The 21,891-nt window shown below is 51.4% G+C and carries 5 protein-coding genes and 1 pseudogene; 5 read left to right on the top strand and 1 reads right to left on the bottom strand.

The annotated features are described in order from the left end of the window. Positions 1 to 243 precede the first annotated feature (243 nt). Entirely contained in the window at positions 244 to 774 is a 531-nt protein-coding gene (locus EGM68_RS22330; RefSeq protein ID WP_240664097.1) for a radical SAM family protein, read from the bottom strand. Positions 775 to 1,186: 412 nt separating this feature from the next. Here EGM68_RS22330 and EGM68_RS22325 point away from each other — a divergent pair. From EGM68_RS22325 to EGM68_RS22300, 5 genes and pseudogenes are all read left to right on the top strand, one after another. Further along, positions 1,187 to 2,369: pseudogene (locus EGM68_RS22325) on the top strand (serine hydrolase domain-containing protein). A gap of 222 nt (positions 2,370 to 2,591) precedes the next feature. Then, entirely contained in the window at positions 2,592 to 3,926 is a 1,335-nt protein-coding gene (locus EGM68_RS22320) for an erythromycin esterase family protein (protein ID WP_129550034.1), read from the top strand. Positions 3,927 to 4,373: 447 nt separating this feature from the next. After that, entirely contained in the window at positions 4,374 to 4,466 is a 93-nt protein-coding gene (locus EGM68_RS26590) for a helix-turn-helix domain-containing protein (RefSeq protein WP_129550363.1), read from the top strand. A gap of 847 nt (positions 4,467 to 5,313) precedes the next feature. Continuing rightward, positions 5,314 to 5,826 (top strand): TnsA endonuclease N-terminal domain-containing protein, encoded by a 513-nt coding sequence (locus EGM68_RS22310; RefSeq protein WP_233902309.1) that lies wholly within the window; start codon positions 5,314 to 5,316, stop codon positions 5,824 to 5,826. Between the two features lie 1,083 nt (positions 5,827 to 6,909). Then, positions 6,910 to 21,825 (top strand): non-ribosomal peptide synthetase, encoded by a 14,916-nt coding sequence (locus tag EGM68_RS22300; RefSeq protein ID WP_129550032.1) that lies wholly within the window; start codon positions 6,910 to 6,912, stop codon positions 21,823 to 21,825. Positions 21,826 to 21,891: the final 66 nt, after the last annotated feature.

Here is a 21,891-nt window from a genome sequence, read left to right as displayed (position 1 = left end):
TATACATACAAAAAGAGCAGCTAAACAGGCTGCTCTTTTTGTATGTATAAGAATGTAACTGATAGAATTAACGTCCAGATTGGAGTAGAGGATATGACTGTCCGATTTCCTGTAGATTAATTAATTATACATATTTCCCCTTTTAGAGGATACTCTCTACTAGAAGATAAGAATATAATCTTTTCGTCAAAATATTTATTAAAATAGTTGTTCGTTTTTAAATGAATATCAGGCTGATACCATTTAGAAAACCCATTTCGTTGAAACAACAAAGGCATACCCAATTGCACGGATCGCTTCCCCTTTAAACCATCTCCAAATGTTCAGCGAATCAATATATATTCGATCAACAATCCTCTGTAATCTTTTGGGTAAATCTGGCGTGAAGGGCAAAAGAGGAGAAATGAATGCCTGTGTATTAATTCCTGCTGCATGGACATTTCTAAGAGCCTTTAAGCGCTGGTTGATCCCTGGAGCTAAAGGTGCAAAAAGTCGCTTTACATCTTCTCGGTCTGTTTCAATAGTCATAGAAACTAATAATTCACAACGTTGTTGCAATTCTAATAGTATATCGAGGTCTCTAACCACCAGAGGACTTCTTGTTTGGATTTGAAGGAAATCTGGTGGAGATTCAATCATCTCCGTTAATATCTTTCTTGTGACACGCCATTCGCCATTAATTAAGCGAAAAACTTCAGTAGTATTCCAACATTTTTGAAGTTTTTCTTGTCCATCTTCTCCTGCTACGTAATTGTATAAATTATAACTCAACACAGCCAAATCACCAGCTTCACTGACAGCGACATCTGAATTGAGTTATTAACTCCGAACAATATTAGGATTTATATAGCGTGACATTTTGACACTACCGTATGTGACAGAAAAACACTTAGAATCACAGAGGTAGTTTTAACACATTAACAATAAATGAGGAGGGGATTTTCATTGTGTATGATAAAAATTTAACGAGGCGTGAAAGGGGAAACAGGTTTGACCTATTTATGAAAAACAAACCAGTAACAAGAGTGTTTTAAGGAAAATAAGTAATTTCTAGGGTTAACATACATGTGGAAAAAAAGGAATTTACCGTTTGGTAGGACACAATAGCGTTTGTGAAAATAATAATGAGTAAAGATAATTGCAAATCCACTCTTGCCCTAAAACAGCAGATAATTACCGATACAATATGAATAGAGGAGAAGAATATCTTTATGAAAAAGCATTGTCAAATTACATCTACAGGTTTAGTTCTTTTAATGATTGGAAGTTCTCTGTTATACACAACACCAACCTCAATTGTAAAAGCAGAGCCCACTCAAAATGTATCTAGTTTGTTACAAACAAGTACCCAACGAGATTGTACTTCTGCTAAGCAAGCAATGCGGGATACACTACAACTTGGATACCCTGGGATACTTGCTGAAATTTATAAGAGTGGAAAAACATGGAGTTATGCTGCTGGGATAGCGGATCTGAGAGCCAAGAAACCGATGAAAACAGATTTTCGTTTTCGCATTGGCAGTGTGACGAAGACATTCATTGCAACAGTTCTACTTCAATTATCTGAAGAGAACCGCTTGAATCTAGACGACCCCATTGAAAAATGGTTGCCTGGTGTCATTCAAGGAAACGGATATGATGGTAACCAAATTACTATCCGGCAGATATTGAATCATACAAGTGGTATCGCTGACTATGTAAATTCAAAAGACTTTGATTATACGGATACAAAAAAATCGTATACGGCTGAAGAATTCGTAAAGATGGGGATTTCTCTTCCCCCAGACTTTGCCCCAGGAAAGGGTTGGTCTTATTCAAACACAGGATACGTAATACTGGGGATCCTTATTGAAAAAGTAACTGGAAACAGCTATGCGGAAGAGGTTGAAAATCGGATTATTGAACCGCTTGATTTGTCAAATACATTCCTACCGGGCAATTCAAGTGTGATTCCAGGCACCAAGCATGCCCGTGGCTATTTCCAACTAGACGGAGCAAGTGAGCTAAAAGACGTTACTTATATTAACCCAGGTAGCTCGGATGGAGATATGATTTCTACTGCTGACGATTTAAACAAATTCTTCTCTTACTTACTCAGTGGTAAATTACTGAAGGAACAGCAACTAAAACAAATGCTTACTACAGTTCCTACAGATAGAGAAGGAACCGGATATGGTCTTGGGATCTTTGAAACTAAGCTTCCAAACGGTGTCTCGATATGGGGACACAAAGGTAGCGTTCTAGGGTTTACCACTTTTGCTGGTGGCACACTTGGAGGCAAGCATACATTGGCCGTCAATTTGAACAGCCTTAAAGCTGATAGTCCTGATCCATTTAAAAATATTTTACTTGCTGAATTTAGCAAGTAGGCAAAAAGGAAAACCGGATAAATTTTGTCATAGTTTTTATAGTTAAAAATATGCCTTTCTGGTTCAAAAAACAACTTACTCTAAAAAAATTTGAATAAAGCAAGTTCTTAAGTTGATAGGCATGAGGTCCCGCCACGTCGCCATCAAACTAGGGTCTTGAAGTATCCCCTGGTCCTTAGAGCATGTCAAAAAACTAACAAATAAGTATTTTAGGAGGGTTTTATGAAAAAGAAAATGATTATTGCACTTGGTGTTTCTGCTATAATACTGACTAATTTTGTAGGAAGTACTTATGCAGACTCGAAAACAGGAGTTTCTGTTACAGCTCCCTACAATACAAGTCAAATAGCGGAATGGTTAGAAATGCATGCAAAGCCTTTAAAAACAACTAATCCAACTGCATCTTTTAATGATTTAAAACCACTTAAGAATATGGTAGATTCAGCTTCAATTGTAGGTTTAGGTGAAGCTACGCATGGGGCTCATGAAATTTTTACAATGAAACAACGCATTGTTAATTATTTAGTATCTGAAAAGGGATTCACCAACTTAGTTTTAGAAGAGGGATGGGACAGAGCTTTGGAGCTTGATCGATATGTTCTTACTGGTAAGGGAAACCCAAGCCAACATCTATCACCTGAATTTAACACAAAAGAAATGTTAGATCTACTTAGTTGGATTCGACAATATAATGCTAATCCAAAACATAAATCTAAAGTGCGTATCATTGGGATGGATATTCAATCAGTAAACGAGAATGTTTATAATAATATAAGAGAATATATAAAAAGAAACAATTCAGATCTTGTGCCTAGAGTAGAAGAGAAGATAAAAGGTCTTATTCCTGTAACAAAGGATATGAATACTTTTGAGAGCCTTACGAAAGAAGAAAAAGAAAAGTATATATCAGATGCTAAACAAATCAGTGCTTTATTAGAACAAAATAAAAGTTATCTAAACGGAAAATCCAAAGAATTCGCATGGATAAAACAAAATGCTCGTATTATTGAACAGTTTACTACAATGTTAGGAGGAACATCCCCTGATAAACCATCGGATTTTTATTTGAAACATGATATTGCAATGTATGAAAATGCGAAGTGGACTGAAGAACATTTAGGGAAAACCATAGTTTGGGGACATAATGGACACGTTTCGAAAACAAATATGATTCCATTTATATACCCTAAAGTAGCTGGGCAGCATTTAGCAGAATATTATGGAAAACGGTATGTATCTATTGGAACATCAGTTTATAAAGGACAATATAATGTTTATAATAATGATGGTAAATTTGGCCCATATGGAATATTAAAATCAGATGATCCAAACAGTTATAATTACATTTTTGGACAGGTCAAAAAAGATCAATTTTTTATTGATTTACGTAAGGCGAACGGAGTGACAAAAACTTGGTTAAACGAACAACATCAAATTTTCGCTGGAATAACTAAAGAAGGCCCTGGTATACCAAAAACTGTTGATATATCATTAGGTAAAACGTTTGATATACTTGTTCAAATTCAAAAAGTGAGTCCATCTCAACTACATCAATAATTTGTAATAATGTGCGAGAAGGCTTGCTTAAGGGCACGACGATTCGTGAAAAGTTTGAATTTGGTTGGAATCGGGTTATCGAACTTGGGACATTTGTTTATATGCTGAAGGCCCATCTACATGGAATCTTCGAGTTAAGCAGTGAGAGCGTTAGTAGTGCAATCCGTTTGTGTTGGAATGCTGTAACTCTTAGAGATTTAACATAGGTAGATGCACAATAGCCGCCCTCAAAGGAAGTTCCAAACAACCTTTAAGGGCGGCTTCTGTTTTATGGATGGTTTATTACAAAAAAATGGAGTTAGGTACACAACTTTATTGTCTGTAAACAAATGTCTGGTGATAAAAAAGTGTGGAACTAGTCATTTTACAAACATCAAGAAAGATCCCGATGATATATCGGGATCTTTTTAGCTTAGGAAGGCAATTATGTCTACAATAGGCTAACGAATTCGAACTATTAGAAAAACAAACAACTTAAATCAAATAAAGTTTGCAAATATAATTGGAATTTCTCAAGGAACGTTGAGTGAGCTGGAATAAGATAAATACAGACCCTCTCTTGATATACTTATAGCAATTAAAGAAAACTTCAATTCCCATATAGAGTGGTTAATCTTTGGAGATACGCCTGTAGCAATTGAGCCCACACAGTAGGGGAACGTCATTCGATTAGCAATACAAAGTAAATAATCAGTTGTAACGTCAAAAACCTTTGCTAAAGATATTAAATGATTAATTTTAGGCCGTGCTACGTTTCACTCCCAATTAGAAACAACCTGTTTAGTTACCCCGATCTTATTACAAATTTCTTTTTGTGTCTATTTATGGATTAGACTCAAATTTTTACATCTCTGTTCCAAAGTATTCATGAATTCATCTCTATTAAATCAAATAGGTTTTACCCGACCCATCTGCTTACTAATTATACCTACTTATAGCCCATATTATAGCTTATTCATGCTCTACTGTACCCTACGAGTAGCCTATGAATAGGCTACGAAGTAAAATATATCTAAGAAATATTACTTTGCTATTGTATAAAGCTGTGAGTTGTTATATTCTACATTTGTATTTTGAAGTAAAACTAAAATATATCTTAGGAGTAGAAAAAGATAACTGAACTTTACTCTGATTTAGTAGTTCTAAAAAGAAGGTGAATAATGAGCAAAATTCGATCAAGTAGCTCTATAGCATCTATTCAACGGAAAATCAAAGAAGGAAGAGGTCAAGGCCACTTTTCGGAATATAAACCTTGGTTGACTATCATGATGTACCTTCAATAGGGATAGTTACTCGAATTCTTGGTTGGAAAAGTGGTCGACTTCACCATTATTTGTCTGAACACTTTGAATTGGCACATCATTACTAAATGGAGTGGTCAGAGCAAGTGATTGATATTCGCGAACAATTTCCTTTATTACCTCTAGATAAAACCCTCTATATTGCACAAAAGTTAGACATTAAACATCCAACTGACCCCAAGAATAAGCTTCCCATCATTATGACTACAGATATGTTACTTACAGTAAAACAAGAAGAAAGTATAAAATTTATTGCACATTCTATCAAACCTTCTAACAAGTTGACAAAACGAGTTGTAGAGAAATTACAGATTGAAAAAGAGTTCTTTAAAGACCAAAAGATAGAGTGGGCACTTATTACGGAAAGACAGATAAACTACAATTTGGTTAGGAATGTCGAATGGCTTCATAATGCTAAAAACAACGATAAATTGTCAAATCATCATATAAATAGTCTCGAAGATAATCTCTATTGTGCTATTCAACAAAGTGAAAAACCACTTGCGAAAGTTACAAGAGAACAAGATGAATTATTTGGTTTACCAAGTGGGTACTGCATGCAAATCGTGAAATATTTAATAGCGAATCGCTATTGGTAGTGGATATGACTCATCTAATACAGCCTACTCTACAATCCATGATTATTTTAGAAAATAGATCGCAAAGCGCAAGGATTCGGAGCACCGGCAGAGAATGTCTCCAGGGAAGATCTCCCAAATCGGCCGGCACCCCGCCTGAATGTCGACACGCGTCGAATTCCTCGATTGATGGCAAACCATTCCCAGCGTTTCTTTTCCATTCGTTTTTTTTAGGCAAAATATTAACACTTTATGTTGGACAGACCAAATTTAACTAAAGTTTTACTATACATTCTTGGAAATTTTGATATAATTCTACCTAGGTTACCTTTCCAATTATGATAGAAAATAGAATTAGATGGTTTTTATATCTATCCAAGCTGTGCGCGAGAGACCAATCCACTGGCTACCCAGCAAGCAGGCATGCGGAGACCGACAATTGTGGAAAGTGACAGCCGAGAATATGTATGCTCCATGACGTCAGAAGGCTCAGAAAGGATGAAGCCAACCTTATCCCAATTCCGATGGAGGATGAAGCGCGTGAGCATTTTTGAAAATATGTAATTTACTTCCAATACAAAGGCTGTCCCGTTCATGCCATACGGAGCATTCTTTGAGCCTCATGCAGACCCATCGTCACATCTAATCGCAAGGAAAAGCTCACTACCCCGCAGCCGTATCTTTACTTATCCACACCAGACGGGGGAATACACAAATCGTACATAGAGTGTATCAATATCCCTTAAACATAGGCTTCGACAAAGGCAGCTCCGGTGCCGAATCCGGAGGTACGGCCGACTTCCTGCTGGCCGGCCGTAACCCTACAGCAAGCCTTACATCGATGGGAGGAACATCCCTTGTCCACCCCCAAATCCAATTCCGAACCCAATGTTAAACCAAAGCCCGTTTTCGGGCGGCTCGTCCGCAGCAAGCATATGAAGCAGCGGAGCCGGAAGCACCGCATCTCTTGCGTAGAACGATGCTCTTAGTTGTCTTTCACGCATAGGAGCCGAGCGGGACAGCTGCTAGGCAGAGGATTGCCGCATGCGATCAACCGGGCAAACAAAGCGGTGACCTGGCGAAAGCCATTGACATTATTGTCACATGTTTGAAAAGGCGGGGAGCGAGGCTGAAGCGTTGCTGCGGCATATGCTCCGCCGGATTGCTTTTACCGATGAAGAGAGGGGAACGATCCAGATGGCTTTTGAAAAAGAAACGTTGTTTTGGAACGAAAAATTCGGTAGCGACGATTATACCTTGACGCGGCTGCCTTACAGCAAAGCTCCAAGCTCCCTGGAGCCCATTATGACAACCGTCGGCGGTTCGCTTTCGGAGGAAGTGGCGCAGCGCGTCCTTCAAATGAGCAAGGGCGCTCCGCTGGCCACTTTTATGATTTTGCTCGCAGGTGTTCAGTCGCTCTTGCATAAATATACGGGCGCTTCTGACATTCTGGTCGGCATGCCGGTTGTACGGAAACCGACGGAGACGCGCCGATCCGTTAATCATACGGCCATTTTGAAAAACTCGCTTTCGGCGGATGCGACTTTTAAAACGCTTCTGAGCGAGCTGAGGACTTCCTTGCCGGAAGCGATTCAGCATCAACATATTCCGTTCTTGAAAATGACAGAGAAGCTGGACCTGCAATATGCAGACGGGATACCCGTCGTCCATACGCTAGTATCCCTTAAGGAGCTGCATCTGGACGAAATCGGGCAAAACGTGGTCACGGATTGTTCCTTTGAATTTAGCTTAACCGGCGGGACGATACAGCTAGCGCTGTCATATAACGAGCACTTATATGACTCCGAGTTCATGACGCGGGTCGTCGGCCATCTGAATCGCCTGCTGGCCGTGGGGCTTCACGAGTTGGATCTGGACATTGTGCGGGCGGACATGCTGTCGGAGGACGAGAAATTTCAATTGCTGCAAAGCTTTAACGATACCGAGAAGGACTATCCCCGTGATCGGACGATTCATCAGCTCGTGGAGGAGCAGGCGAAGCGGGTGCCCGAAGCGACGGCGGTTGTCTTTGAGGGGCGCCGGCTTTCGTACGCGGAGCTGAACGAACGGGCGAACCGGCTGGCGCGGACGCTGCGATCGGTCGGCGTGCTGCCCAATCAGCTGGTAGGCTTGATGGCCAGGAGATCGCTGGAGACGGTCGTTGGCATTCTGGCGGTTCTGAAAGCTGGCGGTGCCTACGTGCCGATCGACCCGGAATACCCGGAAGAACGCATCCGCTACATTCTGGAGAACTCGAACGCGCAGCTGCTGCTGACGCAAAGGGAGCTGCAGCAGCAGGTGCCGTTCGAAGGGACCGTGGTGGCGCTGGATGACGAGCAGGCCTACAGCGACGATGGCTCGAACCTGGATCCGGCCAGCGGTCCGAATGATCTGGCTTATGTCATCTATACATCAGGTACGACGGGCAAACCCAAAGGGGTCATGCTGGAGCATCGCGGGCTGGTCAGCCTGAAACTGACGTTTGCCCATACGCTTCACACGACCGAACAGGATCGAGTGCTGCAATTCGCCAGCCTATCATTCGATGCGTCGTGCTGGGAGATGTTCAACGCTCTATATTTCGGGGCGACCTTATATATACCGTCAACCGAGACGATTTTGGATGATCAGCTGTTCGAACGTTTCATGAACGAGCATGCAATTACGATCGCCACTTTGCCGCCAACTTATGCGGCTTATTTGAATTCAGACCGCCTGCCGAGTCTGAGTAGGCTCATCACGGCGGGCTCCGCCGTTTCAGCCGAATTCGTGCAGCAGTGGAAAGACAAGGTACAGTACTATAACGCGTACGGTCCGACGGAAGCCTCGATCGCCACATCCGTGTGGGCGGCGTCTACGTATGACACCGAACGCAGAGCGATACCGATCGGACGTCCGATCTGGAACCATCGCTTGTATATACTGGGCGCACAGAATCAACTGGCGCCTATCGGAGTGGAAGGGGAATTGTGCATCGCGGGCGTCGGCCTCGCCCGGGGATATTGGAACCGGCCGGATCTGACGGCGGAGAAATTCATCGAACACCCGTTTGAGCCCGGAGAGAGACTGTACCGGACGGGCGACTTGGCCCGCTGGCTGCCGGACGGAAATATTGAGTACTTGGGCCGGATTGACCATCAGGTGAAAATCCGTGGATTCCGGATCGAGATCGGCGAGATTGAAGAGCAGCTTCTGAAGATCGACTCCGTGCAGGAGACGATCGTAATCGCGCGGGAAGGCAAAAACGGGCAAGAACTGTGCGCTTACCTGGTCGCGGGCCGCCCGCTTACGCTCGGCGAACTGAGAAGCGCGCTGGCGCAAAAATTGCCAAATTACATGATTCCGGCGCATTTTGTTCAGCTTCCGCGGATGCCGCTCACGCCGAACGACAAAATCGACCGCAAGGCTTTGCCCGCTCCGGAAGGAAACGCGCTGACCGGCGGCGCGTACGTAGCTCCCCGCAATGAAGCCGAGCGGACGCTTGCCGATGTGTGGCAGGCGGTATTGAACGCCGATCGCGTTGGGGTAACGGATCATTTCTTCGAGCTGGGCGGAGACTCAATCAAGTCCATTCAAGTATCTTCGCGGCTTCATCAAGCCGGGTACAAGCTGGAAATCCGGGATTTGTTCAAATATCCGACTATCTCACAGCTCAGCCTGCATGTGAAACCGATCGGACGTACCATCGATCAAGGCGAAATAACGGGTGAAACGGCGCTGACGCCGATTCAGCATTGGTTTTTCGAGAGCTCTTTTGCGGCCCCGCATCATTTCAACCAGTCGGTGATGTTGTACCGGAAGGAACGCTTCGACGAAGAGACGGTGCGTCAGGTGCTGCAAAAGCTGGCCGAGCATCATGACGCCTTGCGGATGGTGTTCCGCAAGACAGAACAAGGGTTTAGTGCGCGGACCCGCGCGATTCAGGAAGGCGGGCTGTTCACGCTGGACGTGTTCGACTTCAAGGATGCGGAGAATACCGCGCAGGCTGTGGAAGCGAAGGCAACGGACATTCAAGCGGGCATCGATCTGGAGAACGGGGCCCTCGTGAAGGCGGGACTGTTCCGGTGCGCGGACGGCGATCATTTGCTGCTCGCGGTTCATCATGCCGTGGTGGACGGCGTGTCTTGGCGCATTTTGATGGAGGATTTCGCTCTGGGTTACGAGCAGGCCGGCAAAAGCGAGGAAATTCGTTTCCCAGCGAAAACGGATGCGTACCGCACTTGGTCCGAGCAGCTGGCCGCTTACGCGCAAAGCCCGGAGATGGCGAAGGAACGGGCCTATTGGCAGGCCGTGGAACAAATTGCGGTTCCGGCCTTGCCGAAGGATCTGGAGGCGGACGTTACGACGCAGCAGGACAGCGAATCGCTGTTCGTCCGTTTGACTCCCGAAGAAACGGAGCTGCTGCTGAAGCGGGTTCACCGGGCCTACAACACCGAAATGAACGATATTTTGGTAACGGCGCTCGGCATAGCCGTTCGCAAGTGGACGGGACACGAACGGGTGCGGATCAATCTCGAAGGACACGGACGCGAATCGATCGGAACGGATATCGACATCACGCGCACAGTCGGCTGGTTTACGACCAAGTTTCCGGTCGTCCTGGAGCCGGAAACCGACCGGGATTTGGCCTATCAGATTAAACAGGTCAAGGAAAGCTTGCGCCGCATTCCGAACAAGGGGCTTGGGTACGGCGTATGCCGCTATCTCTCCAAATCGGAGGATGGCTTTGTTTGGGGCTCAGAGCCGGAAATTAATTTTAACTACCTCGGCCAGTTCGACGATGATGTCAATCAGGACGAGATCGGCATATCTTCTTATTCCAGCGGCAGCCCGGCCAGCGACCGGCAGGCCCGCAGCTTTGTGCTGGATATCAACGGCATGGTGCTGGAAGGCGCTTTATCGCTCGATCTCAGCTACAGCCGGAAGCAGTATCACAAGGAAACGATGGAAGCCTTCGCTCAGCGGCTTGAGCAAAGTCTTCGAGAGCTCATTACCCACTGCGCAGGCAAAGAAAACACCGAATTGACGCCGAGCGACGTGCAATTTAAAGGCTTGACCATCGCGGAATTGGAGCAAATCGCCCAGCGCTCGGGCCATCTCGGGGAAATCGAAAATATTTACTCGCTTACGCCGATGCAGAAGGGCATGTGGTTCCACAGTGCGCTTGACCAGCAAACGGCAGCTTACTTCGAGCAGACGCAGTTTACGATGCGGGGAGCGCTCGACGTCCAGCTTTTCGAGAGGAGCTGGACGGAGCTTGCGAAACGTCATCTGGTGCTACGGGCGAATTTTGTGAAAGGACCAGCGGGCGAGCCGCTGCAAATCATATACCGCGACAAGCCGGTCGGCTTTGAATATGAAGAGCTGCTTCATTTGCAGTCGGACGAGAAACAAGCGTACTTGGATAAAAAAGCCGAGGATGACAAGCTTCGCGGCTTCGACCTGGAACATGACGCGCTCGTTCGGGTTACGATCCTGCGCACCGAAGAGCAAAGCTATCATGTGCTGTGGAGTTTCCAGCATATTTTGATGGACGGCTGGTGCCTACCGCAGCTGACGCAGGAGCTGTTTGAGACGTACTCGGCCTTGGCATCCGGCAAGCAGCCAGCGGGAGATAAGGGATCGGATTATGGTGCCTATATCGAATGGTTGGAGAAACAGGACGATCAGGCGGCATCCGGCTATTGGACGGCATTCCTGGCAGGTTATGAAGGGCAAACCGTACTCCCGGGACAAAAGGAACCGGCGCCGAACGGCAGATTTACGGCTGATCACGTCACCGCCGAGCTGGGCAAAGACTTGAGCGAGCGGATGGACCAGGTGGCGAAACAGCGCCTGGTTACGGTCAATACGCTGCTGCAAGCCGCTTGGGGCGTGATGTTGCAAAAATATAACGGGACAAACGATGCCGTATTCGGCAGCGTCGTGGCTGGAAGACCGGCGGAAATCCCGGGCATCGAATCCATGATCGGACTGTTCATCAATACGGTGCCGGTCCGCGTCACGAGCGAAGCGGACACTGTGTTCGCCGACCTGATGGCGAAGCTCCAAGAGCGGGCGCTGGAGTCCGGGCGTTATGATTACTATCCGCTGTATGAAATTCAAGCCCGCAGCGTGCAAAAGCAGAACCTAATCAACCATATCATCGCTTTCGAGAACTATCCGGTGGACGAGCAGATGGAGCAGGCGGGCGACCAGCAGCACGGCGACCTGACGATCGCTGACGTTCAGATGGAGGAGCAGACGAACTATAACTTCAACGTGACCGTGGTGCCGGGAGTCGAGATCGAAATTCGGTTCGACTTTAACGCCGAAGTGTTCGATAAAGACAGCATCGAGCGGCTCAAGGGGCATCTCGTCCATCTGCTGGAGCAGGTGACGGATAACCCGGAAATTACAGTGGGCGAGCTGGAACTTGTGACGGAGGCGGAAAAAACCGACCTTCTCGGACGTTTTAACGACACCATCACGGAATTTCCGCGCGGGAAGACGCTCATTCAATTGTTCGAAGAGCAGGCGGAGCGCATCCCGGATGCAGCCGCCATCTCCTTGAATGAGCAAGAGCTGACCTACCGCGAGCTGAACGAACGCGTCAACCGCCTTGCCCGTACCTTGCGTAGCCACGGGATATCCAAAGGCCGTCTGGTCGCCATTATGGCTGAGCGTTCCATTGAAATGGTGGTGGGCATGCTGGCGGCACACAAAGCCGGAGCGGCTTACGTACCGATTGACCCGGAATATCCCGAGGAGCGTATCCGTTTCTTGATCGAGGATGCGGGAGCGCAGGTCATGCTGACGCAAAGCCGCTTGCGCGAGAGCCTGGCGGGTTCAGACTCCGTGATCTTACTGGATGACGAGGCCTTCTATCACGAGGACGGCACAAATCTAAATCCAGGCACCGAAGCGACAGATCTGGCTTGCGTCATCTATACGTCAGGTACGACGGGCAAGCCGAAAGGCAACCTTGTTTCGCACCGCAACATCGTGCGGATCGTGCGAAATACGAATTATATCGACATCACCGAGCGGGATCATGTCCTCCAGCTTTCGAGCTATTCGTTCGACGGAGCGATTTTCGATATTTTCGGCGCTTTGACCAACGGGGCGCGGCTGGTGCTGGTTCTTCGCGAGACTTTGCTGGAAATCGGCCGGCTGGCGGATCTCATCCAGCGCGAGCGCATCTCGGTCATGCTGATTACGACGGCTTTCTTCAACATCCTTGTAGATGTGAACGTCGACTGCCTGCGGGATGTCCGGGCGATTTTGTTCGGAGGAGAGCGCGTGTCGGTCGGCCATGTGCGTAAAGCGCTCGCCCATATCGGACCGGGCAGGCTCAACCATCTGTACGGCCCGTCGGAAAGCACGGTTTATACCACGTACCTTCCGGTCGACTTCGTCGATGAGTCGGCGGTTACCGTACCCATCGGACGGCCGATCAGCAATACGACGGTGTATATCGTCGACAGCCGGAATAAGCTTCTGCCGATCGGCGTGGCCGGGGAGCTTTGCGTCGGCGGAGAAGGCTTGGTACGGGGCTACAATAACCGGCCGGAGCTGACGGCGGAGAAATTTGTGGACAATCCGTTTGTGCCGGGAGAGCGCATGTACCGGACGGGGGATTTGGCGAAATGGCTGCCGGACGGCACGATCGAATACGTAGGACGGACGGATGACCAAGTGAAAATCCGCGGCTTCCGCATTGAGCTGGGCGAGATCGAAGCTCAGCTTCAGAAAGTGGAGGGAATTCGGAAAACGACGGTATTCGCGAGGGAAAACGCCTCCGGCGAGAAGCAGCTTTGCGCCTATTATGAAGCGGACCGCGAGCTTCCGGCGGCCGAGCTGAAGAGCGCGCTTTCCCAGGAACTGCCGACCTACATGATCCCGGCGTACCTGATCCAGTTGGAGCGGCTCCCGCTGACGGCAAACGGCAAGGTCGACCGCCGGTCCCTTCCGGCGCCGGAGGAGAGCTTGCAGCCGGGCGAAGGACGTACTCCACCTCGGACTCCGCTGGAAGCCAGTTTGGCCGGAATTTGGAAAAGCGTGCTCGGATTGGAGCACATCGGGGTTCATGACAACTTCTTCGACCTGGGCGGCCATTCCCTGCGGGCGACGACACTGGTGAGCAAGGTGCATCAGGAGCTGAACGTCGAGCTGCCTCTGCGCGACGTATTTCGCTACTCGACGATCGAAGAGATGGCTCTGGCCATCTCCCGGATCGGAGAGCAGTCGTTCTCGTCGATTCCGCTGGCAGGCGCAAGAGCATATTATCCGCTTTCCTCAGCTCAGAAGCGGCTGTTTATCCTGAATCAGCTGGAAGGGGCCGATCAGAGCTACAACATGCCGGGCGTGCTGCTGCTGGAAGGATCGATTGACCGGAGCCTGCTGGAGAAGGCTTTCCACGGACTGATCGCACGGCACGAAACGCTACGAACTGGCTTTGAGATCGTACAAGGCGAAGCTGTACAGCGCATTTACGAGAGCGTCGACTTTGCCGTTGAGTACCGTCATGCGAGCGAGGAAGAAGCGCCCGAAGTTGTGCAGACCTTCATCCGGCCTTTCGACTTGGCGAAGCCTCCGCTGCTGCGGGCGGAACTCGTAGAGCTGGCAGCCGAACGTTATTTGCTGATGTTCGACATGCACCATATCGTCTCCGACGGGGTTTCGATGGACGTGTTAGTCGAGGAACTCGTTCGTCTGTACGGCGGCGAATCATTAGAGCCTTTGCGCATTCAATACAAGGACTATGCGGTATGGCAGCAGTCGGACGAGCAAAAAGTGCAGTTGAAACGCGAGGAAGCTTACTGGCTGGATCGTTACCGCGGCGAGCTTCCGGTTCTGGAAATGCCGACGGACTATCCGCGTCCTGCCGTGCAGAGCTTTGAGGGACAAACGCTGACGTCCTTCGTGGACGAGGCAACGAACGAAGGCTTGAAGCAGCTGGCCGCTCAAAGAGGAACGACGCTGTATATGGTGCTGCTTGCGGCATATACCGTGCTTTTGCATAAATACACAGGTCAGGACGATTTGATCGTCGGAACGTCGATTGCGGGCAGAACGCACGGAGACACGCAGCCTTTGATCGGAATGTTCGTCAATACGCTGGCGCTCCGCAATTATCCGGCTTCGGAGAAGACCTTCCTGTCGTATCTGGAAGAAGTGAAAGAAACGACCTTAGGCGCTTACGAGCATCAGAATTATCCGTTCGAAGAGCTCGTCGATAAAGTGCAGGTCAGCCGGGATTTGAGCCGCAACCCGCTGTTTGACACGATGTTCTCCCTGCAAAACTTGGAGGATAAAGAGTTTGAGCTGGAAGGGCTGAAATTGTCCCCGTACCCTAGCGAATACGGCACGGCCAAGTTCGACCTGAGTGTGGATGTTACGGAAGAAAACGGCGGCCTGGAGTGCAGCTTTGAATTCGCAACGGCTCTTTATAAAGAAAGCACGATCCGGCGGCTGTCGACTCATTTCGGACATTTGCTTGCGGCGATCGTAAGCCGTCCAGATGCGAAGATTGCCGAGCTGAACTTGCTGACGGCAGAGGAAAAAGAACAAATTCTCGGCGCGTTCAACCCGGCACAGCCGGAAGCGGCTCCTGCGGCCGCGATCCACCGGCTGTTTGAGGAACAGGCGGAGCGCACGCCGGAAGAGGCGGCCGTCGTGTACGAGAACGACCGGCTGACGTATGCGGAGCTGAACGAGCGGGCGAACCGCTTGGCGGCTACGCTGCGCGCAAGCGGCATCGGCCGGGAGAAGATCGTCGGCATTCTCGCCGAGCGTTCGGTGGACTTGCTGGTGGCCGTGCTGGCCGTCTGGAAAGCGGGCGGGGCGTATGTGCCGCTGGACCCGGATTATCCGGCGGAGCGCGTGCGGTTCATGCTCGAAGACAGCGGAGCGAAGGTACTGCTGACGCAAACGGCGCTGCGAGAGCGTGCCGAAGACTGGCTCGGCGAAGAGGAGCTGGCGCTGGCGGCGGTGCTGTACCTGGATGACGAAGCGTCGTACAGCGAGGAGCGGACGAATACGCCGATTGGCTCCGGCATAGTCTCCGGCAAGCTGACGGATGCTGTGGACGACGGCGATGAGAGCCATCAGCATGTTGGCACCGACAGCTTCCATGAAGCCCGTCCGGAGGATCTGGCGTACGTGATCTACACGTCGGGAACGACGGGCAAGCCGAAGGGCGTGATGATCGAGCACCGCAGCCTGGTGAACACGGCGGCGGGCTACCGGCGGGAATACCGGTTGGGTCAGTTCCCGGTGCGGCTGCTGCAGCTCGCCAGCTTCTCGTTCGACGTGTTCGTGGGAGATATCGCGCGGACGCTGTACAACGGAGGTACGATGGTGATTGTGCCGAAGGACGACCGGATCGATCCATCTCGTCTGCATCACTGGATGGAGCGGGAGCGGGTCACCATCTTCGAATCGACGCCGGCGCTGATCGTGCCGTTCCTGGAGTACGTGCACGAGCAGCGGCTGGATATGAGCTGGATGGAGCTGTTGATCACGAGCTCGGACAGCTGCAGCGTGGCGGATTATCGCACCTTGCAGGAACGCTTCGGCTCGTTGTTCCGGATTATCAACGCATACGGTGTGACGGAAGCGGCGATCGATTCCAGCTTCTACGACGAGGAGCTGGCGAAGCTGCCGCAGACAGGTAATGTGCCGATCGGCAAAGCGTGGCTGAATGCGAAATTCTACATCGTGGATGCGCACCTGAATCCGGTGCCGGTCGGGGTGCTGGGCGAGCTGGTCATCGGCGGAGTCGGGGTAGCGCGCGGGTACTTGAACCGTCCGGAACTGACAGAAGAGAAGTTCGTAGACAGCCCGTTCGCCGCGGGCGAGCGGCTGTACCGCACGGGAGACTTGGCGCGGTGGATGGAGGACGGGAATGTGGACTTCATCGGCCGGATCGACAACCAGGCGAAAATCCGGGGCTACCGGATCGAGACGGGCGAGATCGAGGCGCAGTTGCTGCGGGTGGAAGGCGTGCGCGAAGCGGTGGTGCTGGTTCGAAGTGACGCGAACGGGCAGAAGGCGCTATGCGCGTATTACACGCCGGATACCGGAGCGGAGCTGGCAGTGAACGATCTGCGCAGCGCGCTGGCGCAGGAGCTGCCGGGGTACATGATCCCGTCGTACTTCGTGGAGCTGGAGCGCCTGCCTCTGACGCCGAACGGAAAGATTGACCGGAAGGCGCTGCCGGCGCCGGAAGGGGAAGCGGGAAGCGGAACGGAGTACGTCGCACCGCGCAATGAGCTGGAAACGAAGCTGGCAGCGATTTGGCAGGAGGTGCTGGGGCTTGCGAAGGAGATTGGCGTTCACGACAACTTCTTCGACATCGGCGGCCACTCCCTGCGGGCGACGACGCTGGTCAGCAAGATTCATAAAGAGTTGAACGTGGATCTGCCGCTGCGCGACGTGTTCCGCCATTCCACCATCGAGAGCATGACGGCCGCCATTTCCAGGCTGGATGAGCAGACATTCGTTGCCATTCCGGTGGCGGATGACCGAGAGGTGTACCCGCAATCTTTTGCTCAAAAACGTCTCTTTATCCTGAATCAACTGGAAGGCGCGGAGCTTAGCTACAACATGCCGGAAGCGATGCTGCTGGAGGGTGCTTTGGACCGGGCAAGGTTCGAAGAAGCGTTCCGTAAGCTCGTGGCGCGGCATGAAACGCTGCGCACCGGGTTCGAAATGGTGGATGGCGAAGCATCGCAGCGGATTTACCAAGACGTGAATTTTGCCGTGGAGTTCTATCGAGTGGATGAGCAAGAGGCCGAAGAGATGGTTCGCCGTTTCGTCCGTCCGTTTGACTTGGCGAAGCCTCCGCTGCTGAGGGTAGGACTTGTCGAGCTGGCTCCAGAACGCCATATTCTAATGTACGACATGCATCATATTATTTCCGATGGCGTCTCGATGGAAATCTTTGTTGAAGAATTCGTCCGCTTGTACGGCGGCGAGCAATTGGAGCCTCTGCGCATTCAGTACAAAGACTACACCGTTTGGCAGCATTCGCAGGAGCAGAAGGAACGGCTTCAGCGTCAGGAGGCGTACTGGCTGGACATGTTCCAAGGCGAGCTGCCGGTGCTGGAAATGCCGACCGATTATCCGCGTCCGTCCGTGCAGAGCTACGAAGGCCAAACGCTGGAGTTTTTCTTCGACGCTTCGAAAACCGACGGCCTAAAGCAGCTGGCCTCGGAAACGGGCACGACGCTGTTTATGGTGCTGCTTGCGGCGTATAACGTCCTTCTGCATAAATATTCAGGTCAGGAAGACGTGATCGTCGGTACGCCGATTGCCGGAAGGAATCATGGAGATGTGCAGCCGTTGATCGGGATTTTCTTAAACACGCTGGCTATCCGCAGTTATCCGGCTTCGGAGAAGACATTCCTGTCATACATGAACGAAGTCAAAGAAACAACCCTCCACGCCTTCGAGCATCAAAACTATCCGTTCGAAGAATTGGTGGACAAGGTGCAAGTCACCCGTGATTTAAGCCGCAATCCACTCTTCGACACGCTGTTTACGATGCAGAATACGGAGAACGAGGAATTTGAGCTGGAAGGGCTTAGCCTGATTCCTTATCCGAGCGCATTGGATACCGCGAAGTTTGATATCAGCTTGGATGTGGGCGAGGAGAACGGCGGCTTGGATTACAGCTTCGAATATGCGACGGCTCTCTACAAAAGGGAGACGATCGAACGGCTGGCGAAACATTACGAGCAGCTGCTCGTAACGATCGTAAGCCGTCCGGATGCGAAGATTGCCGAGCTGAACTTGCTGACGGCAGAGGAAAAAGAACAAATTCTCGGCGCGTTTAACCCGGCGCAGCTGGAAGCGGCTCCTGCGGCCGCGTTCCACCGGCTGTTCGAGGAACAGGCGGAACGCACGCCGGAAGCGGCAGCTGTCGTGTACGAGAACGAGCGGCTGACGTATGCGGAGCTGAACGAGCGGGCGAACCGCTTGGCGGCCACGCTGCGCGCAAGCGGCATCGGCCGGGAGACGATCGTCGGCATTCTCGCCGAGCGTTCGGTGGACTTGCTGGTGGCCGTGTTGGCCGTCTGGAAAGCGGGCGGGGCGTATGTGCCGCTCGACCCGGATTATCCGGCGGACCGCGTGCGGTTCATGCTCGAAGACAGCGGAGCGAAGGTACTGCTGACGCAAACGGCGCTGCGAGAGCGTGCTGAAGCCTGGCTTGACGAAGAGGAGCTGGCGCTGGCGGCGGTGCTGTACCTGGACGACGAAGCGTCGTACAGCGAGGAGCGGACGAATGCCGACAGCTTCCATGAAGCCCGTCCAGAGGACCTGGCGTACGTGATCTACACGTCGGGAACGACGGGCAAGCCGAAGGGCGTGATGATCGAGCACCGCAGCCTGGTGAACACGGCGGCGGGCTACCGGCGGGAATACCGGTTGGATCAGTTCCCGGTGCGGCTGCTGCAGCTTGCAAGCTTCTCGTTCGACGTGTTCGTGGGAGATATCGCTCGGACGCTGTACAACGGAGGCACGATGGTGATCGTGCCGAAGGACGACCGGATCGATCCGTCTCGTCTGCACCACTGGATTGAGCGGGAACGGGTCACCATCTTCGAATCGACGCCGGCGCTGATCGTGCCGTTCCTGGAGTACGTGCACGAGCAGGGGCTGGATATGAGTCGGTTGGAGCTGTTGATCACGAGCTCGGACAGCTGCAGCGTGGCGGATTACCGGACCTTGCAGGAACGCTTCGGCTCGTTGTTCCGGATCATCAACGCATACGGCGTGACGGAAGCGGCGATCGATTCCAGCTTCTACGAAGAGGAGCTGGCGAAGCTGCCGCAGACAGGCAATGTGCCGATCGGTAAAGCGTGGCTGAATGCGAAATTCTACATCGTGGACGCGCACCTGAATCCGGTGCCGGTCGGGGTGCTGGGCGAGCTGGTCATCGGCGGAGTCGGAGTGGCGCGCGGGTACTTGAACCGTCCGGAGCTGACGGAAGAGAAGTTCGTAGACAGCCCGTTCGCCGCGGGCGAGCGGTTGTACCGCACGGGAGACTTGGCGCGGTGGATGGAGGACGGGAACGTGGACTTCATCGGCCGGATCGACAACCAGGCGAAAATCCGGGGGTACCGGATCGAGACGGGCGAGATCGAGTCGCAGCTGCTGCGGGCGGAAGGCGTGCGCGAAGCGGTGGTGCTGGTTCGAAGTGACGCGAACGGGCAGAAGGCGCTATGCGCGTATTACACGCCGGATACCGGAGCGGAGCTGGCGGTGAACGATTTGCGCAGCGCGCTGGCGCAGGAGCTGCCGGGCTACATGATCCCGTCGTACTTCGTGGAGCTGGAGCGCCTGCCTCTGACGCCGAACGGAAAGATTGACCGGAAGGCGCTGCCGGCGCCGGAAGGGGAAGCGGGAAGCGGAACGGAGTACGTCGCACCGCGCAATGAGCTGGAAACGAAGCTGGCGGCGATTTGGCAGGAGGTGCTGGGGCTTGCGAAGGAGATTGGCGTTCACGACAACTTCTTCGACATCGGCGGCCACTCCCTGCGAGCGACGAAGCTGGCGGGCAAGGTATTTAAGGAATTAAACGTCAACCTGCCGCTGCGCGACGTATTCCGTCACTCGACGATTGCGGCGATGGCCGAGGCGATCGCCCGGATGGAACGGCGGGAGCATGAGGCCATTCCTCAAGCGGAGGAGAGAGAGTACTACCCTCTGTCCTCCGCGCAGAAACGGCTGTTCATTCAGCACACGCTGGATGGAGCGGATCAGCTTTACAACATGCCGGAGTTGGTGCAGGTGGAAGGCGAGTTTGATTTAGACCGGTTGGAAGCCGCCTTGCGGAAATTGATAACACGGCATGAATCGCTGCGCACCGGTTTTGAAATCGTGAAGGGCGAAGCGGTTCAGCGGATTTACCCGCAGGTCGATTTTGCTATCGAGCATCATCAAGCGGATAAAGAGGATGCGGCTCAAATCGAGCAGATCGTCCGCAGCTTCGTTCGTCCGTTTGATCTCGGCAAGCCGCCGCTGCTGCGCGCCGGGGTCATCGAACTGGAGCCGAACTTGCATATTCTCCTTTTCGACATGCACCATATGGTGTCCGACGGCGTATCAATGGCGATTGTGATCGATGAGTTCTCGAGTTTCTACGCCGGGGAAGAACTGCCGCCACTGCGCATTCAATACAAGGATTATGCCGTTTGGCAGCAGTCGAAGGCCCACCGAGAGCGGATCGGGCAGCAGGAAGCTTACTGGCTGCAAACCTTCGAAGGCGAGCTGCCGACGGCGGACCTGCCGATGGACTACGAACGGTCTGCGGCTCGCAGTTACGAAGGCGCGCATCTGGAGTTCGACGTCGAAGCTTCTCTCTCTGCGCGGCTGCACGAATTGGCGGCCGAGCGTGAAAGCACGCTGTTCATGGTGCTGCTTGCGGCTTATACCGTGCTGCTGTCCAAGTACAGCGGGCAGGAGGACTTGGTCGTGGGCACCCCGGTGGCGGGAAGAACGAACGCCGATTTGGAACCGGTCATCGGGATGTTTGTCAATACGCTGGCGATCCGCAATCGTCCGTCGGGCGACAAAACGTTCTTGTCCTACCTGGAAGAAGTAAAGGAAACGGCTTTGGGTGCTTTCGAGAACCAGGATTATCCATTCGAGGAGCTGGTGGAGCGTTTGAATGTGAAGCGGGAGCCGGGCCGCTTTCCGCTGTTCGATGCCGTTTTCGACTTGCAAAATATCGAAGAACGAGACGCCGAGCTGGAAGGGGTCAGCCTGAAGACTTACGAGCTTGACCATTTGGAAGAAGCGAAGTTCGATCTGACGCTGTTTATGTATGAAAACAACGGGGCGCTGAGCGGGGGCTTCTTCTACGCCACCAAGCTGTTCAAAAAAGCGATGATCCGCACCTTGACCGAGGATTACCTGCGGGTACTGTCTCAAATTGCGGAAAATCCACAACTCGAGCTAAGCCGGATTGAATGTCATAAACCGGCGGCAGGCGCAAAAAGTGCCGTCGATACGATCGAATTCGCGTTCTAATCCTACAAGCGCGCCTCCGCCGTCAAATGAAAGCGGCGCGCATCCCAAGGAAGACGGCGAACAACG

Origin of the sequence: Paenibacillus sp. M-152 (genome assembly GCF_003856555.1) — a bacterium.
Lineage (GTDB): Bacteria > Bacillota > Bacilli > Paenibacillales > Paenibacillaceae > Paenibacillus > Paenibacillus polymyxa_C.
This window is presented reverse-complemented; position numbering and strand designations above follow the sequence as displayed.

Bases quoted from the DNA above. Each gene is read 5' to 3' on its own strand.
- EGM68_RS22320 (WP_129550034.1), top strand. From the start codon at position 2,592: ATGAAAAAGAAAATGATTATTGCACTTGGTGTTTCTGCTATAATACTG.
- EGM68_RS22300 (WP_129550032.1), top strand. From the start codon at position 6,910: ATGTTTGAAAAGGCGGGGAGCGAGGCTGAAGCGTTGCTGCGGCATATG.